The following is a 17,027-nucleotide window of genomic DNA, read 5'->3' as shown; positions in this document are numbered from 1 at the left end:
CGGGTGCGTTGGCAGGCATCATTAGCGCTGGCGGGGGCGAGACGTCATGGCCTTGGAGCACGCCAGGCGGTTTGTCGCGGTGGCACCGCACATGGCGGGGCTCGGCGACGGGAGGAATGCCATCTCCGTCATCCACTTTACCCAGCGCCTGTCGCGTCGGCAAGCCCGCCGGGGCGCTGCACCAGCCAGAGGCTGCGGTAGGGGCGCAACTCGCGTGGTGCCGAGCCGTCCCAGGGTGCGTCGGCCAGCAGGTCGTACCAGCCGTCTTCGTCCAGTTCGTCCACCTCCAGCGGCTGGCGCTTGTCGGTGACGTTGTAGATGGCGAGCAGACGGCGACCATCGGCGAGCGGGCCGCGTTGCACCGCGAACAGTGTCGGCGGCGTGGTCACGACGCGTTGTGCCGCCTGGGGATGGAAGCAGGGCTCCTGGGCCCGCAACTTGAGGCGTCGGCGCAAGGCCAAAAAGACCTCGCGCGTGGGCGTATTGCGGCTGTCGAGCAATTCATCGAGTTCTTCCTTCTGCCAGCGGCGCCGATTGATGGTACGCAACTGGCCGCTGCGCTCGACCCCTTCATGGTCGTTGAGCGTGGCGGTCAGGCAGTGGAAGTAGATGCCGGGGATGCCTTGCAGGGCCAGCATCAGGTGCTGGCTGCACAAAAAGCGCTCCACCTGCCAGGGGTCGGCGCCTCGCCGTGTGCCGCGCAGGGCGTCGAAATAGGTGATGTTGACTTCGTAGGGGGAGTCCTTGCCATCGGCGTTGGCTTTCATGCTCACGTAGCCCCCGAAACGATGCATGAGTTCGAGCATCGCCTCGATCTCGTGGGGCGGCAGCAGGCCTTCCAGAGCGCGCACGCCGATGCCGTCGTGGCTGGCGGTGAAGTTGAAGTAGGTGCATCCCGGCGGCAGTGAGGGCAGGCTGCGCGCCCAGGCCTCCAGCGCCGTGGCATCGCCGCTGGTCAGGGTGTGCACCAGCAGCGGCGGCAAGGTGAACTGATAGATCATGTGTGCCTCGTCGGGCTGCGCGTCCGGCGACGCGTTCTCCAGCCGTTCGAGGCCGAAATAGCTCATGTTCTCGCGGTGGGGGACATTGGTTTCGGTGATCAGCAGCGTACCGGGGGCAAGGTGATCGAGGACGGCGCGCAGCAGGCGCACCACGGCATGCGTTTCCGGCAGGTGAATGCAGGCGGTGCCGACTTTCTTCCACAGATAGGCGATGGCGTCGAGGCGGATGATGCGCGCGCCTTGCGTCACGTAGTAGAGCATGATGCCGATGAATTCGATGAGCACATCGGGATTGGCGAAGTTGAGATCGATCTGGTCGTCGGAGAAGGTGGCCCACAGATAACGCGTGCCGCGTCGCGTGGAGACCGGGACCAGCAGCGGCGAATTGCGGGGGCGCGTGACGTCCGATAGATCGGTGGCGGGATCCATTTCAATGAAATAGTCGCGGCCCGGCTGCGTGCCCGCGAGGTAGTCGACGAACCACAGCGATTCCCGCGAAACATGGTTGATCACCAGATCGACCATCAGGTCGCCGTGGCGGGCCAGGCGACGGATGTCTTCCCAGTCGCCCAATGCCGGATTGACTTCGCGGTAATGAATGACCGAGAACCCGTCGTCGCTGCTCCAGGGGAAGAACGGCAGCACGTGAACGCCGCTGAAGGTGTCCGCGAGGCGCGTTTCCATAAATTCGTCGAGCACTTGCAGCGGGGGACGTTCGCCGTCGAGCAGGAGGTCGCCGTAGGTGATCAGCCATTGATCGCGCTCGCTCCATGATGGACGCGGACGTTCGGGGATGGCACCACGCTGGTGCGAGACGAGCCGCAGCAATCGGCGTAGTACTTCATCGGCGCGCGGGCCGTAGATCTCGTTCAGGCGTGCCCTGGCGCGCGTGGTGAAAGCGGCTTCATCGAGTTCGGTCTGTGGGGCTGGGGGGATAGGCTGGGGCATCGATGGTCCTCGTGAGAATCGGTGGCTCGCAGGCCTGAGAGGTGCAGAAGTCGTGCCATGCGCGACAGGACATCGTCGCTTCGTCATGCAATGATGCCCATTGGCTCATCTCCCGCGCGCTTCCGGGGACGTGTGCCTGCACGTGTGAGCGCACGCCGCCTCATGAGCTTGGTTGGCCTGACGATACCGTGCAAGCGAGTTTCCGCGCGGCGTGGGGAAGGCTACAATGTTCGGCAATCTCAATGACAACGCTTTATTCTCGATATTCAACCGCGGACACGCCACGATGCACTGCCCCTTTTGTGGAAAGTACGACACCAAGGTGACCGACTCGCGCCTCGTGGCCGAGGGAGACCAGGTGCGTCGGCGTCGCCAGTGCAATGACTGTGGCGAACGCTTTACCACCTACGAGACCGCAGAGCTGGTCATGCCGCGCGTCATCAAGGGCGATGGCTCGCGGGAAACCTTCGATGAACGCAAGTTGCGTGCCGGTATGCTAAGGGCGCTGGAGAAACGCCCGGTCAGCGCCGAGTCCATCGAGGCGGCGGTCGAACGCATTCGTCAGCGTCTTCGCGCACGGGGCGAGCGCGAACTCGAAGCGCTCGAGATCGGCGAGGAAGTCATGCGCTCGCTCAAGCGGCTCGATCAAGTCGCCTACATCCGGTTTGCCTCCGTCTATCGCCGTTTCCAGGATCTGGACGAGTTCCGTGCCGAGATCGATCGTCTGGCGCAGGAACCCAGCTTCTCGCCGGATGATGCCGACAAGCACTGATGCGGCCTGCCGAGGCCCTCGTCAATGACCCAGGAGAGTTGATGACGCCGCCGTCCTCCGAAGCCTGTATGGCGCGTGCGCTGCAGTTGGCGCGCCATGGCTGTTACACCACCCATCCCAATCCGCGTGTCGGCTGTGTCGTGGTCAATGCGGGGCTGATCGTCGGCGAGGGCTATCATGCCTATGCCGGCGGCCCGCATGCCGAGGTACATGCCTTGCGCGAGGCGGGCGACGCCGCCGCAGGCGCCACCGTCTACGTGACACTGGAGCCCTGTTCCCACCATGGCCGCACGCCGCCCTGCGCGCAGGCACTGATCGACGCCGGCGTGCAGCGTGTCGTGGTCGCCATGGGCGACCCCAATCCGCAGGTAGCCGGGCGGGGCGTGGCGATGTTGCGTGAGGCGGGCATCGAGGTGGAGGTCGGATGCCTGGCTGCCGACGCGGAGGCGCTCAACGTCGGCTTCGTCAAGCGCATGCGCGATGGCGTGCCCTTCGTGCGCTTGAAGATGGCGATGAGCCTGGACGGTCGTACCGCCATGGCCAGTGGTGAGTCGCAGTGGATCACCGGGGGGAGTGCACGTACCGAGGTGCAGCGCTTGCGAGCACGCTCGTGCGCGGTGATGACCGGCGTCGATTCGGTGATTTTCGACAACTCGCGGCTCACCGTGCGCGCCGACCAGCTCGGGCGCGAGGATGGCGAGGTCATCGCCCGCCGCCAGCCCTTGCGTGTGGTGGTGGACTCGCGGCTGCGCTTGCCGGCGGCGGCGGCCTGTTTGCGCGAGCCAGGGCGTACCCTGGTGGCGACCGTCTCGTCGGATGAGGCACGCCGCGCGACATTGGAACAGGCCGGGGCCGAGGTGCTCGTTCTGCCCGAGGCGGCCGAAGGGCGCGTCGATCTACGCGCCTTGCTGGCGCATTTGGCGGCGCGAGAGCAATGCAATGAGGTGCTTCTTGAAACCGGCGCGACGCTGGCCGGTGCCATGCTCGATCTCGAGGCCATCGATGAGATGCAGCTGTTCGTGGCACCGACATTGCTCGGCGGCGAGGCGCGCCCCTTGTTCGCTTTGCCGGGGCTCGAATGCATGGCGCAGCAGCGCCCCTTGCAAATCGACGATATCCGCGCCGTGGGTCGCGACTGGCGGATCGTGGCACGCCCGCTGCCCGGCAAGCACCGTGGCTGACGATAGGCGATTCGTTGCCCGCCTGGATGTTGCCACTGGCGCACGAGCGCGCTTGCAGGTACTCTGGGCGCCGACTTTGCCGGGTGTCGAAGAGCGACGACGCCTGCGTCGTGACACCACGACACATCATTATGACGGCGCCGACGATTAGACCGAATCGGCGTGCGAGACGAGCATCGGAGACATCATGGCGCTTTCACCCAAACAGGGCCTGGCCTCCATCGAAGCCATTGTCGAAGACATTCGTCAGGGCAAGATGGTCATACTCATGGACGATGAAGATCGCGAGAACGAAGGCGATATCATCATGGCCGCCGAGTGCGTCGAGGCCGAGCATATCAATTTCATGGCTCGTCACGCACGGGGCTTGATTTGTCTGCCGATGACCCGTGAGCGCTGCGAGCGTCTCGAATTGCCGTTGATGGTACGCGACAACGGTTCCGGCTTCGGTACCAAGTTCACCGTTTCCATAGAGGCCGCTCGCGGCGTCTCCACCGGCATTTCCGCTTCCGATCGGGCGCTCACCGTGCGCGCCGCTGCGGCACGCGATGCCGTTGCGGCGGATATCGTCCAGCCCGGGCATATCTTCCCGCTGATGGCCGAGCCGGGCGGTGTGCTGCGGCGTGCGGGGCATACAGAGGCGGCATGCGATCTGGCGGCCATGGCCGGTTTCGAAGCCAGCGGCGTGATCTGCGAAGTCATGAACGATGATGGCAGCATGGCGCGCCGCGATGACCTGGAGCGTTTCGCCGCCGAGCACGGCATCAAGATCGGCACCATCGCCGACCTGATCCATTACCGTATTCATCACGAGCGCACGGTCGAGGAAGTCGAACGCACGCTCGTCGACACCGCGTTCGGTGAGTTGACGTTGCATGTCTTCCGCGATCGGATTCAGAACGCCCATCATCTGGCGTTGGTAAAAGGCACGCCATATAAAGAGACACCGACCACGGTGCGCGTGCATATCGCCGATACGTTGCGTGATCTGCTGATGCTGAGCAAGCCGGAAAGCCATAGTTGGAGTGCTTCCAGCGCCTTGGCCCAGATTGCCGACGCCGAGGCCGGGGTCTTCGTGCTGCTTGACGATGGGCGACCGCGTCTCGATCTCAAGGATCAGCTCGACGTGCTGCTGTCGCGCAAGCCGACGCCGCGTTCCAGTGCCTCCGATGGCGCCGGTAACTATCTGACCATCGGCACTGGATCGCAGATTCTGCGTCAACTGGGCGTCGGGCAGATGCGCCTGTTGAGTTCGCCATGGAAATTTTCCGCCCTGTCCGGCTTCGATCTCGAGGTCGTCGAACGCGTGGGTGGCGATACCCCCGAGAGCGACCAGCCGGTAGAATAAGTCTTTCATGTATCCGACCGTCGGGCCACAGGGGCGCCGGCGGCCGCGCGTGCCGGTGAAGAAAAGCGCTTCTCGGCGGTGGTGATACCATGCGCTATGTTGAAGTAAGTGATCGCTTTACTGGCATGCACTGACACAGCTGATATATCGTGCGCGAAATGTCGCGCATTCAGACCCGGGATTTGACAATGCAACCGATCTCTCAAGTCGAGGGTGGCTACACCGATGTCGATGGCCGTTATGTCATCGTCGTGGGCCGCTTCAATCATCATGTGGTCGATAGCCTGGTGGAAGGGGCGGTGGATAGCCTCGTTCGTCATGGTGTGGACGAAGAAAACGTCGATATCATCCATGTCCCCGGCGCTTGGGAGCTGCCATTGGCCGTCAAACGCGCCGTGCGCGTGCTTCAGCCTCATGCCGTTATCGCCCTGGGGGCGGTGATTCGCGGGGGAACGCCGCATTTCGATTATGTGGCGGGTAATTGCAACAGTGCCATGAGCAGCCTGCAGCTGGAACTGGAAACCCCTATCGCCAACGGGGTGTTGACCGTCGATTCCATCGACCAGGCCATCGAGCGTGCCGGTACCAAAGCGGGTAACAAGGGCGCCGAGGCGGCCATGGCAGCCATGGAAATGGTCTCGCTGTTCAAGCGTATGGGAGGGGAGGCATGAGTCAATCACCCCGTGAGGCGACCCCGGCCCAGGAGGCGCGCCGCGCGGCGCGTGAGCTGGCGGTGCAGGGACTCTACCAATGGCAGATGACCGGCAAGTCGATCACGGCGGTGGAGTCGGAGTTTCGCGCGCAGATCGCCGATGAGGATCTCGAGGATCACGAGAACTGGCACAAGGTCATGGGGATCGCCGATCTGGCGCTGTTTCATGAATTGCTGCACAACGTGGCGGGCGATCGCGAAGCCATCGACAAGACCATCGCGCCGCTGCTCGATCGTCGCCTCGAGGATCTCGACCGCATCGAGTTGGCGATCCTGCGGTTGGGCGCCTATGAGCTCAAGTATCGTCTCGAGGTGCCGTACCGGGTAGTGATCAACGAGGGCATCGAGTTGGCCAAGGGGTTCGGGGCCACCGATGGCCACAAATACGTCAACGGTATTCTCGACAAGCTGGCGAGCCGCTTGCGGGGAGCCGAGGTCGCTGCGCGCCGTCGCTGACATGTTGGGTGAATTCGACATCATCGCGCGCTATTTTGCGCCGCCCGATAACACTGCTTCGATGGCCGGTATCGCGTTGGGCCCGGGTGATGACTGTGCGCTGCTGAGTCCGGCTGCAGGAGCCGAGCTCGCCGTGAGCGTGGATACCTCGGTGGTCGACGTGCACTTTCCCGGCGATGCACCGCCCGAGGCCATCGGACATCGCGCGCTGGCCGTCGCACTTTCCGATCTGGCGGCGATGGGGGCGCGTCCCCGGGGCTGCCTGATGGCGCTGACGCTCTCGCACGCCGAGCCCGACTGGCTGGAACGTTTCGCCCATGGTTTTCGCGACCTCGGGCGGCGCACCGCGACGCCCTTGATGGGCGGTGACGTCACACGCGGTCCGTTGTCCGTCGCTGTCACGGTGATCGGCGAGGTGCCCGCTGGTCAGGCCTTGCGACGAACCGGCGCGGTACCGGGCGAGCGTCTGGCGGTGACCGGAACGCTGGGGGGCGGCCACGGCGGTCTGCGCATGTGGCAGGCCGGTGGTCATGACCTCGAGGATCCGTTACTGGCTGCCTACTTGAAGCCCATGCCACAGCTTCAAGCCGGTCTGGCGTTGCGGGGTCTGGCCTCGGCGGCGCTGGATGTCTCCGATGGGTTGCTGGCCGATCTCGGGCATCTATGTCGCTCTTCGGGCGTGGGCGCCAATCTCGACATGACCCGTATTCCGTTGGCGCCGACACTGGAAATGACGCTGGGCAGCGAGGCTGCCTTGCATGCCGCGCTCAACGGCGGCGACGATTATCAGCTGCTGGTCAGCGTGCCGGACACGGCCTGGGAAGAGGCTCGGCGGCGGTGTGCCGAATACGATGTCATGTTGACCGACATCGGGCATGTCGTTGCCGAGTCGGGCATCCAAGGGGTTCCGGCGACACTGCACGTCACCGGATGGCAGCATTTCACCGGGGACGGACCATGAATCGCTCACCGCGCAGCGTCTGGCGCCGTCCGACTCATTTCCTGGCATTCGGCCTGGGCAGTGGGGCCATTCCCTTCGCGCCGGGAACCTTTGGCACGCTGGCCGCGATTCCCTTTTATTGGTTGTTGTCGGGGCTTCCCCTCGACTGGTATCTGGGGTTGGTGGGCATCGCCTCGCTGCTGGGTATCTGGCTGTGTGAAAAGACCTCGCGTGACCTTGGCGTCCACGATCATTCGGGTATTGTCTGGGATGAGTTCGTGGGCTATTGGCTGACCATGTCGGCGGTGCCTTTTTCATGGGAGGCGGCGTTATGGGGGTTCGTGGTGTTTCGTGCGTTCGACATCATCAAACCCTGGCCGATTCGCTGGGTGGACCGCCGCGTGGCGGGCGGCTTCGGGATCATGTTCGATGATGTGCTCGCAGGCGTGTATGCCTGGAGCACCATGCACCTGTGGTTCTGGTTGCACTGACGTGGTGTGCGCGCTGCCGTGAGCTCATGATACAAAACGTCCCGGCCTTGACCGGGACGTTGTTGTTTACGCGCTATTAGCGATTAGGAATCATCATCCTGTCGGGGCAGTGCATAGGCGATGACCGAGTCGCCCTTGGGGGTGTGCATGAAGTGATGACCGGAGGCGCGAATCATGACGTACTCGCGGCCATTGGCTTTGTAGACGATGGGGTTGGCTTGGCCACCAGCGGGCAATGGCGCGCTCCAGACCGTCTTGCCGGTCTCAATATCGAGGGCACGAAACAGGTTATCGGTCGCTGCAGCGATGAATACAAGGCCCCCGGCGGTGACCACGGAACCACCGTTATTGGGGGTGCCGATATTGATTGGCAGGTGAGACTCGATACCCCAAGGGCCATTGGCACGTGCCGTTCCCAACGGACGATCCCATAGCGTCTCGCCACTGGCCAGGTCGATGGCGCGAATGCCGCCATAGGGCGGCTGAGTGCAGAGCAGGCCAGTATAGGGGTTGCGCCAACCGGCGTTGATATCGACGCCGAAGGGAGCGCCGACCTGTGGTGCTCCGGCGCCTTCCACGGAGGTCGCGCCCTGGTTCTTCTCGATTCGAGTGCTCCAGCCCAGCGCCTTCACTCTGGCACGTGGCACCAATTGGTTGTACATGGCCATGTTGTTGTAATTGGCGATGATGACGCCGCGCGTGGGATCGATGGCCACGCTGCCCCAGTCGGAGCCACCGTTATAGCTGGGATATTGAATATAGGGCTGGTTCGCCATTGGCGGCGTGTAGGGGCCATCATATCGGGCGCGTTGGAACTGGATGCGGCAGTAGAGCTGATCGAAAGGACTCATGCCCCAAGTGTCGCGCGGTGTGAGCGGCGGGAAGCGCAGGTTGGCGTAGCGCGAGAACGGCTGGGTCGGCGAGCGTTGCGTGGGCTCTACGCCTCCTTGAGGCACGGGGCGCTCTTCCACGCCGCCGCCCAGTGGCTTGCCGGTCTTGCGGTTGAGAACATAGATTTCGGCTTGCTTGGTTGGCAGGATGAGTGCCGGCACCTTGCCATGATCGGTAGGGAAATCGATCAGCGTCGGCTGGGCACCGAGGTCGTAGTCCCAGACATCGTTGTGCGCCGACTGGAAGTGCCAGGCAGGCAGGCCGGTCTCCACGTTGAGTGCGACGATACCGCTTGAATAGGTTTTTTCCGCCTTATTGCGGTTGCTGCTCCAGTAGTCGGGCAAGGCGTTGCCCATCGGTAGATACACCATGCCCAATTGGCTATCGCCGATGGCCGTGGTCCACATGTTGGGAGAGCCACGCTTGTAGATGGCGTCACCGGTCAACGGCTTGCTCTGCTCTGGCTTGGCTGGATCCCAGGCCCACAGTAGTTCGCCGGTGACGACGTCGTAGCCCTTGATGACCCCGGAAGGCTCACTGGCGCTTTGTCCGTCGAGCACCTGGTGCCCGGTCACGAGTACGTTGCGAACTACCACGGGTGCGGTATCGATGGCGACATAGCCTGGCGGTGTCGGCCCCATGTGCCTGGTAATGTCGACCTGACCGTGCTGACCGAAGCTGCTGCAGGGCTTGCCGGTTTGTGCGTCGACCTCGATTAGGCGCGCATCCAACGTGCCGACGATAATGCGTTCGCGGCAGGCGATATCGCTGGTGTCGGCCACCGTTTGTTCAGTATCGCTTGTCGTAGTGGCAGCGTCGCTCGGCGCTGTACTGTGCTCGCTCTCAGCCGGGGTTGCGGCCGATGAGGCCTCCTTCAGGCGGTCTTGCGGCACACGATAATAGGTGACGCCTCGACATGCGGCCGTGTAGGGAATGGCCTTGTCGGGTACTTGCGGATCGTAGCGCCAGTTTTCCTCGCCAGTGGCGGCATCCAGGGAAATTAGAATGTCGTGGCCGGTGCACACATAGAGATCATCACCGACCTTGAGCGGGGTGTTCTCCGTTCCCCACTTCTCTTTGACCACGTCCCCCGTATGGTAATGCCAAGCGACCTGTAGCTCGTCGACGTTGTTGGGCGTGATTTGATCGAGTTGCGAGTAACGTGTAGCGGCATCATCGCCACCGTAGGCCGCCCAATTCTTGGCGGCCGGGGCATCGGACATTTGTTTGCTACCCACGTCGGTGACAAAAGCATTGGCAGAGGCTACATCAGGCACGCTTTCCAGCTTTTCATAGCCGCGACCGGGAACGAACGCGAGTGCGCCGGCGATGACCAGCGCGAGAAACAGAACGCCCGCCGATGAAACCCCGGCCCGGCGTGATAATCCTTGATGAAGTGCCGGTGTTACCAGTGCGACCAGAATGGAGAGGATCAACACTAAGTCCAGACGCGGTATCCAGCGCCAATAGTTGAGTCCGGATTCCCAGGCACTCCAGATGACAGTACCAAGCAATACCAGTGCAAAAATCCAGGCGCCGGACATGCGTCGGCGAATCAGTTGAATGCCTGAAACGAGCATGGCGATACCAGCAATCAGGTAGTACCAGGAGCCGCCGAGTATTGCTAGATAGAGGCCGCCGCCCGTGAGCGCGAGCCCTGAGAGAGCCACGATGGCGCCGATCAAGCGAGCAAATAAGGCGCCAGCGTTGGATGAGGAGTTTGAAGTTGCCACAATCTGCCTCCTGCTGTGACGAGTGATGAACTCCCGTCTGTATTAATCCTTAGACGGTTAAATAAGTGTTGTCTTCTAGGCACAAGAATGCAAATGCGGGGGTACTGAGAGAAAGAGATGAATGTGGCAAGAAGGTAGTTTGGGCAAGCCAAGAGAAACGTATCGTTATGTCGATACAAAAAATTACCCCGCACCGTTTAGCAACTGATTCGCTGAACGGTGCGGGGATTGACTGTTGACGGCAGCTCGATCCTGGAGGTCTAGGCCACTGGCGCCGTCGCGGGTTGGGTGTCGGCGAGTTTGAGCGTGGTGTGCGTGCGGCGGCGTACGTCACGCAGCAGTTCGCCGTGATCGGCCAGGCTGTCGGCGCGTGCGGGCACGAGTTCTTGCAGGCGTCGTTGCCAGGTGTCGCTGGCGCATTTCTCGGGAAAGCATTGCGCGACGAGGTTGAGCATGATCGAGGTGGCGGTGGAGGCGCCTGGCGAGGCGCCGAGCAGTGCCGCGAGCGAACCGTCGCTGGCGGCTACCACCTCGGTGCCGAACTGCAGTATGCCGCCTTTTTCCGGGTCCTTCTTGATGACCTGAACGCGTTGGCCGGCGATCTCGAGGCGCCAGTCTTCGGTTTTGGCCGTGGGATAAAAGGTGCGTAGTTCATCCACCCGTTGCTCGTGGGAGAGCCGTACCTGGTCGATCAGGTACTTGACCAGGCTGAAGTTGTCGCGTGCCACTGAGAGCATGGGGCTCAAATTGGAAGAGCGCACGGACCGGGCCAGATCCATCATCGAGCCGGTCTTCAGAAACTTGGTGGTGAAGCCGGCGAAGGGCCCGAATAGCAGCGAGGGAGTGCCGTCGACGTTGCGCGTGTCCAGGTGGGGCACGGACATCGGGGGCGCGCCGATGGGCGCTTTGCTGTAGACCTTGGCGTTGTGCCGCGAGACGATCTCGGGCTTGTCGCAGCGCAGCCATTGGCCGCTGACCGGGAAGCCTGCGTAGCCCTTGCCTTCGGGAATGCCGCTCTTCTGAAGCAAATGCAGTGAGGCACCGCCGGCGCCCAGGAACACGAAACCTGCACGCAGGGTGCGCTTGGTGTTGTCCTTGCCTTCGATCTTGAGGGTCCAGCTGCCGTCGTCGTTGCGATCCAGATCCTCGACCGTCTGGCCCGTGGTGATGCGTACCTGCTCATCGGGTTCTTCCTCGAGCCGGTCGAGGAGCTGACGAGTCAAGGCGCCGAAGTCGACATCGGTGCCATCGGTAACGCGGGTTGCGGCGAGTGGTTCATCGCCTTCGCGGCCGTCGAGCAGCAACGGCGCCCACTGACCGATGACGCTGCGATCCTCGGTATATTCCATGCCTTCGAAACAGGGATGCTCGCGCATGGCGTGGTAACGATCGCGCAGGAAGCGGACGTCGTCTGCGCCGCGCACGAAGCTCATGTGCGGTACCGGGTGCACAAAGCGTGCCGGATCGCCGAGATTGCCCTTTTCGACCAGGTAGCTCCAGAACTGCTTGGACTCCTCGAACAGGGTGTTGGTATGGATGGCCTTGTCGAGGACGATCGAACCGTCCTCGGCGCGGGGCGTATAGTTGAGTTCGCACAAGCCGGCATGGCCGGTGCCGGCGTTGTTCCAGGCAAATGAGCTTTCACTGGCCGTGGTATCGAGGCGCTCGATGATTTCGATGCGTGCCTCCGGCTCCAGTTCGTGAAGCAGTGTCGCGAGCGTGGCGCTCATCACGCCCGCGCCCACGAGTACGATGTCTACTGACTCATCCATATGCGTGCCAATCATTCACATAGCCCTTGAGAAGGTGCGTCGGTCAGCCGACGAGCGGCGTCTCGAGCTGCGACCGGCGCGATGGAATTATGCGTTGCATTATAACGCTTTTGAGGTGGAAATACTGCCTTCCCAAGCTCGACATTATGACTAGTGACATAGCTATAAGGGATCCCTATGGCGACCGATAACCCGTCGCCGGGATCAACCGCGCAAGCTGAGAATGCGCCATCCGCGCTGCGTGGCGGTTTCACGCAGGGTGTCGTCGGGGTCGACGGCCACCGGGTGATCGACACGTTCGAGAAGCGGCAGATCATTGTGCGAGTCGCTGTAGAACCAGGCGCCGTCGAGGGTGGCGTCTTCCTCGGCGAGCCAAGTCTCCAGGCGTGTCACCTTGCCTTCGCGAAAGCTCGGCGTGCCCACCACGCGTCCCGTGTAGCGGCCGGCGTCGACCTCGGGTTCGACGGCAATCAGGTCGTCCACGCCCAGGCGCTCGGCGATGGGACCGGTGATGAAGCGGTTGGTGGCGGTAATGATCAATAGCCGGTCACCCTTGGCACGATGGCGAGCGAGCAACTCTTCGCCACGCGTCAGAATGTGTGGCTCGATCTTGCTGGCCATGAATTGTTGATGCCAGGCGGCCAGTTGCTCCGGAGTATTCTTGGCCAGTGGCTTAAGCGCCAGGGCCAGATACGCCATGATGTCGAGCTGGCCGCTCTGGTAATCTTGGTAGAAGCGTTCGTTGGCGTTGCGATAGGTCGTCTCATCGACGGCGCCTTGCTCGATGAGGAACTCGCCCCAGGCATGATCGCTGTCGAGGTCCAGTAGGGTATTGTCGAGATCGAAGATCGCCAGGCTCAAGGAGGACTCCTTGCATCGTGCAGGGTGAACGGGGGAATGACCGCTAATGGGAAGTGGATTATCGCAGAGTTACCGAATGTTGCCCACCACAAGGCGTATTGATGCGCTTTCTGGCTTTGTGGAAGAATGACCGTAACGAAGATTCATTAAGGTGATGTCCGTGATCGACGCTGACGGCTTCAGGCCCAACGTTGGCATCATCATTGCCAACCGCAGCGGACAGCTGCTCTGGGCGCGTCGTGTGGGACAGAATGCGTGGCAATTTCCGCAAGGAGGGATCAAGGCGCATGAGACACCGGAACAGGCACTGTATCGGGAACTCGAGGAAGAGATCGGCCTGACGCCGGAGGATGTCGAGATCCTGGCCTGTACGCGCGGATGGCTGCGCTACCGTCTCCCACGACGCATGGTGAGAACGCATTCAAGGCCGGTATGCATCGGTCAGAAACAGAAGTGGTTCCTGCTCAAGATTCGGTGTCGGGATAGCCGGGTTTGTGTGGATTCCACGCCCAAGCCTGAATTCGATGGCTGGCGCTGGGTGAGTTACTGGTATCCACTCGGGCAGGTCGTGCCCTTCAAACGCGAAGTCTATCGCCGCGCCCTGCGCGAATTGGCGCCACGCGTTCACCGCTTGGCGAATGAAGAGGGGCCTTGCTAAGGGCCGCTTTGCGTATCGTGGCCTGAGGGCCGATATGGGCAGGGGATGCATCTGTCCCCTGCGTTCGCTTTGAGATAAACCGTCGCACGCGAGTCGTGACGACAACAAGAAGAAATGCCCATGCTCGACGTTCTCCGACGCATCATCCAGGAAGTCAACGGCGCACGCAGTCTCGAAGCCGCGCTGGCGACCATGGTGCGTCGCATTCGCAAGGCCATGCGCACCGACGTGTGCTCCATCTATCTGTTCGATGTCGAGCGCGAGCGTCTGGTGCTCATGGATACCCTGGGCCTGCGCACGGCGGCAGTAGGGCAGGTCAGCATGCCGCTGGGCGAGGGGCTGGTGGGACTGGTGGGAGAGCGGGAAGAGCCGCTCAACCTCGAAGATGCGCCCTCGCATCCGTATTTTCGCTACTTCGCCGAGACCGGCGAAGAGCGTTTCTCGAGCTTCCTCGGCGTACCCATCATTCATCAGCGTCGCATGCTCGGGGTGCTGGTCGTGCAGCAGCAGGCCATGCGGCGTTTCGATGAAGGGGATGAGGCGTTTCTGATTACCATGGCGGCGCAGTTGGCCGGCGTCCTGGCGCATGCCATGGCCACGGGCACACTGACGCGCCCGACGGAGGCCGATGGACAGGCGGTTTTCTCGGGCATCGCGGCGTCACCGGGTATGACCATGGGGGAGTTGGTGGTGCTGACACCACCGGCGGATCTCACTAGCGTCCCCGATTTGATTCCCACCGATATCGAGGCCGAAATCGCGCGTCTGCATGAAGCAATCGCCAACGTGCGCAAGGAAATCGGTGTCGCGGCGGCACGCCTGGTCAAGCGTATCTCGGCGCAGGAAGTGGCGCTGTTCGATGTCTACCAGCAAATGTTGGGCGACGAAGCGTTGGGCCAGGAGGTCGAGAAACGCATCCGCGAAGGGCAGTGGGCGCCCGGCGCGCTGGCCGATGTGGTCAAGCGTCATGTCCAGTATCTCGAGCGCGTCGATGATAACTACTTGCGCGAGCGCGCTGCGGATATTCGCGATCTGGGGCGGCGCGTGCTCTCCCATTTGCAGGAAGACAGCCCGCGCACACCGGAGACGTTCCCCGAGCAGACCATCCTCATCGGTGATGAGTTGAGTGCCGCGTCACTGGGCGAGGTGCCACGTGACAAGCTGGTGGGCCTGGTGTCGATTCGCGGTTCGAGTACCTCGCATGTGGCCATTCTGGCGCGCGCGATGGGGATTCCCACCGTGCTGGGCATGGTCGATTTACCCTTGCCGAGACTCAACGGTGCTCAGGCGATTCTCGATGGCCATCGAGGTCGGCTGTTCGTGCGCCCTGACACCGAACGCAAGCACCATTACGAGACCTTGATCGCCGAGGAGCGCGCGCTCAGCGAGGTGCTCGAGCATGAACAGGACCGCCCCAGCGAAACCTCCGACGGTTACCACATGCCCTTGATGGTCAACACCGGGCTGGCCGTGGAAGCGGTGGCGTCGCTCAAGTCGCGGGTCAGTGGTGTCGGCCTTTACCGCACCGAAGTGCCGTTCATGATGAACGAGCGCTTTCCCAGCGAACAGGAGCAAACACGGCTTTACCACGATCAACTCGACAGTTTCGCCCCGCTCCCGGTGGTGATGCGCACGCTGGACATCGGCGGTGACAAGGATCTGCCGTACTTTCCCATCGACGAGGCCAACCCCTTTCTAGGATGGCGCGGGATCCGCGTGACGCTCGATCATCCGGAAGTGCTCATGGTCCAGTTGCGCGCCATGCTGCGTGCCTCGGTGGGACTCGATAATCTTTGCATCCTGTTGCCGATGATTTCGAGCATCGAAGAAGTCGATACCGCGCTCAAGCTCATCGACCGGGCCCAGCGGGAGCTGGCCGAGGAAGGCGTCAAGCTGGCGCGCCCTCGGGTCGGGGTGATGATCGAGGTGCCGGCAACGCTTTATCAGCTCGATGCGTTGGCCGCTCGCGTCGATTTCTTCTCGGTGGGTAGCAACGACCTCACCCAGTATCTGCTGGCCGTGGATCGCAACAATCCGCGCGTGGCGAGCCTCTACGATGCCTGTCACCCTGCCGTGCTGGGGGCCTTGTCACATCTCGCCAGCGAGTCGCGACGCTTGCAGGTCCCGGCGTCGGTATGCGGCGAGCTGGCCGGCGACCCCGCCGGCGCCCTGCTGCTGCTGGGCATGGGCTTCGAGGCGTTATCCATGAATGCGCCCAGCCTGTCCCGCGTGCGTGCGGCGATCCGGCGTGTGTCTCTTGCCGACGCGCGAACGCTGCTCGACGAAACCTTGGCGCTGCCTACCACGGCGGCGGTGCGGGCGCACTTGCGCCGGCGCATGGGCGAGTGGAAGCTGGCCCATTTGCTGCCCCCCGACGATTGATCCCTGTCGGAGTGCGCTGCACATGGCAGGCAGGGCGCGTCAAGGAAGACTGCTGCTTTCCGTCAGGCTGAGTGAATGCCGGCGGCTCCCATGCCCGACGCCGTTCGGGCCGAAGCGCGATTCCTGCAATTCGATGCGGGTGGGCCGCCATTCCACGAGCGTCGTGGCGCGCGTGCCGTAGCGCTCTCCACGAATGAAGATCGGCGCCAGAAAGCGTTCCATTTCCAGGCCCACGCCCGTATCCGGAAGCTCTGATGTCGGCGCCGACTGGGTATCGTTCATCAGCGCCAGGGCAGTTCTCTGCCATGGGGTTTGCGTCAGTGCGCGCTCGAAGCCGTCACGGGCGCGGACCACCTTCGGCCAGGATGTGTCCAGGGTGGCGTTGGAAAGGCCATGCACGCCGGGGGAAACCTGAGTGAGTGTTGTCCCTGTCGGGCCGTGGTGAACATGCATCAGCATGGAACCGTCGCAATAGAGCAGATTGAACCCGGCATAGCGGCGTGCCTCATGCGTCGCGAGGGCCTCGAGCCAGTCGAGGGGGGCGGCGTGTGCCAGCACCTGGTAGGGCAGCGCACCGCGGCTGGGCGGTGAGGGCGGTGCGGCGGCGTGTGCATCGCGGACGTTGGTCACTGCTGCGAGGCGGCCCGTTTGCGAGGCCGCCAACCATGTGCCACCGGCACGCAGATCACGACCGCCGACAATGCTGGGGGCGTCCGGCCAAGGGGCCAGCGCTTGTGTCGGGCGGGCGTGAATCTCATCACGGTTTGCAGCCAGGCGCAGGGGGATGTCGCTGCCCGGGCGCCAGTCGAAGACGATCAAGCACATGCCATGTGTCTCTCATCGAATAGTCAGCGTTGACCTGCCACCGCGCAGGCATATTA

Annotated in this window: 14 protein-coding genes; 9 read left to right on the top strand and 5 right to left on the bottom strand. The window is 62.7% G+C overall.

The window, feature by feature from the left end; genetic code table 11:
* Nucleotides 1-137: 137 nt before the first annotated feature.
* On the bottom strand, nucleotides 138-1,949 hold the full coding sequence (locus C8E00_RS13330; protein WP_133698013.1) for a sugar phosphorylase: 1,812 nt from the start codon (nucleotides 1,947-1,949) through the stop codon (nucleotides 138-140).
* Between the two features lie 286 nt (nucleotides 1,950-2,235).
* Between C8E00_RS13330 and nrdR the strand changes: the two genes are divergently transcribed.
* The 7 genes from nrdR (at nucleotide 2,236) to C8E00_RS13295 (ending at nucleotide 7,849) form a co-directional block, all read left to right on the top strand.
* On the top strand, nucleotides 2,236-2,721 hold the full coding sequence (nrdR, locus tag C8E00_RS13325) for a transcriptional regulator NrdR (RefSeq protein ID WP_133698040.1): 486 nt from the start codon (nucleotides 2,236-2,238) through the stop codon (nucleotides 2,719-2,721).
* A gap of 41 nt (nucleotides 2,722-2,762) precedes the next feature.
* Complete coding sequence (ribD, locus tag C8E00_RS13320; RefSeq protein WP_133698012.1) at nucleotides 2,763-3,902, top strand: bifunctional diaminohydroxyphosphoribosylaminopyrimidine deaminase/5-amino-6-(5-phosphoribosylamino)uracil reductase RibD; 1,140 nt, start codon at nucleotides 2,763-2,765, stop codon at nucleotides 3,900-3,902.
* A gap of 187 nt (nucleotides 3,903-4,089) precedes the next feature.
* Nucleotides 4,090-5,250, top strand: a complete 1,161-nt coding sequence (ribBA, locus tag C8E00_RS13315; protein ID WP_133698011.1) for a bifunctional 3,4-dihydroxy-2-butanone-4-phosphate synthase/GTP cyclohydrolase II — start codon at nucleotides 4,090-4,092, stop codon at nucleotides 5,248-5,250.
* Between the two features lie 188 nt (nucleotides 5,251-5,438).
* Entirely contained in the window at nucleotides 5,439-5,921 is a 483-nt protein-coding gene (gene ribH / locus C8E00_RS13310) for a 6,7-dimethyl-8-ribityllumazine synthase (RefSeq protein WP_133698010.1), read from the top strand.
* On the top strand, nucleotides 5,918-6,418 hold the full coding sequence (gene nusB / locus C8E00_RS13305) for a transcription antitermination factor NusB (RefSeq protein WP_133698009.1): 501 nt from the start codon (nucleotides 5,918-5,920) through the stop codon (nucleotides 6,416-6,418). The genes ribH and nusB overlap by 4 nt, the downstream gene beginning before the upstream one ends.
* Before the next feature lies 1 nt (nucleotide 6,419).
* Nucleotides 6,420-7,379, top strand: a complete 960-nt coding sequence (gene thiL / locus C8E00_RS13300) for a thiamine-phosphate kinase (protein ID WP_133698008.1) — start codon at nucleotides 6,420-6,422, stop codon at nucleotides 7,377-7,379.
* On the top strand, nucleotides 7,376-7,849 hold the full coding sequence (locus C8E00_RS13295; protein WP_133698007.1) for a phosphatidylglycerophosphatase A family protein: 474 nt from the start codon (nucleotides 7,376-7,378) through the stop codon (nucleotides 7,847-7,849). Before thiL ends, C8E00_RS13295 begins: the two co-directional genes overlap by 4 nt.
* A gap of 83 nt (nucleotides 7,850-7,932) precedes the next feature.
* Here C8E00_RS13295 and C8E00_RS13290 read toward each other — a convergent pair whose 3' ends face one another.
* The 3 genes from C8E00_RS13290 to C8E00_RS13280 form a co-directional block, all read right to left on the bottom strand.
* Nucleotides 7,933-10,473: a membrane-bound PQQ-dependent dehydrogenase, glucose/quinate/shikimate family gene (locus C8E00_RS13290; RefSeq protein WP_243833197.1), complete on the bottom strand. Its 2,541-nt coding sequence runs from the start codon at nucleotides 10,471-10,473 to the stop codon at nucleotides 7,933-7,935.
* Nucleotides 10,474-10,733: 260 nt separating this feature from the next.
* Entirely contained in the window at nucleotides 10,734-12,245 is a 1,512-nt protein-coding gene (gene mqo, locus C8E00_RS13285) for a malate dehydrogenase (quinone) (protein WP_243833196.1), read from the bottom strand.
* 204 nt (nucleotides 12,246-12,449) lie between these two features.
* Nucleotides 12,450-13,106 (bottom strand): histidinol-phosphatase, encoded by a 657-nt coding sequence (locus tag C8E00_RS13280; RefSeq protein ID WP_133698005.1) that lies wholly within the window; start codon nucleotides 13,104-13,106, stop codon nucleotides 12,450-12,452.
* Between the two features lie 160 nt (nucleotides 13,107-13,266).
* On the opposite strand from C8E00_RS13280, the gene C8E00_RS13275 reads away from it, so the two are divergent.
* Complete coding sequence (locus tag C8E00_RS13275; RefSeq protein ID WP_133698004.1) at nucleotides 13,267-13,764, top strand: RNA pyrophosphohydrolase; 498 nt, start codon at nucleotides 13,267-13,269, stop codon at nucleotides 13,762-13,764.
* Between the two features lie 120 nt (nucleotides 13,765-13,884).
* On the top strand, nucleotides 13,885-16,146 hold the full coding sequence (gene ptsP / locus C8E00_RS13270; RefSeq protein ID WP_133698003.1) for a phosphoenolpyruvate--protein phosphotransferase: 2,262 nt from the start codon (nucleotides 13,885-13,887) through the stop codon (nucleotides 16,144-16,146).
* A 39-nt stretch (nucleotides 16,147-16,185) separates the two neighbouring features.
* Here ptsP and C8E00_RS13265 read toward each other — a convergent pair whose 3' ends face one another.
* Nucleotides 16,186-16,971, bottom strand: coding sequence for an NRDE family protein (locus C8E00_RS13265; RefSeq protein WP_133698002.1), 786 nt, complete (start codon nucleotides 16,969-16,971; stop codon nucleotides 16,186-16,188).
* Between the last annotated feature and the right edge of the window lie 56 nt (nucleotides 16,972-17,027).

It is taken from the genome of Chromohalobacter marismortui (genome assembly GCF_004364315.1).
Classification (GTDB): Bacteria; Pseudomonadota; Gammaproteobacteria; order Pseudomonadales; family Halomonadaceae; genus Chromohalobacter; species Chromohalobacter marismortui.
Note: the sequence above shows the minus strand (reverse complement) of the source record. Positions and strands in the feature narration are given on the sequence as shown.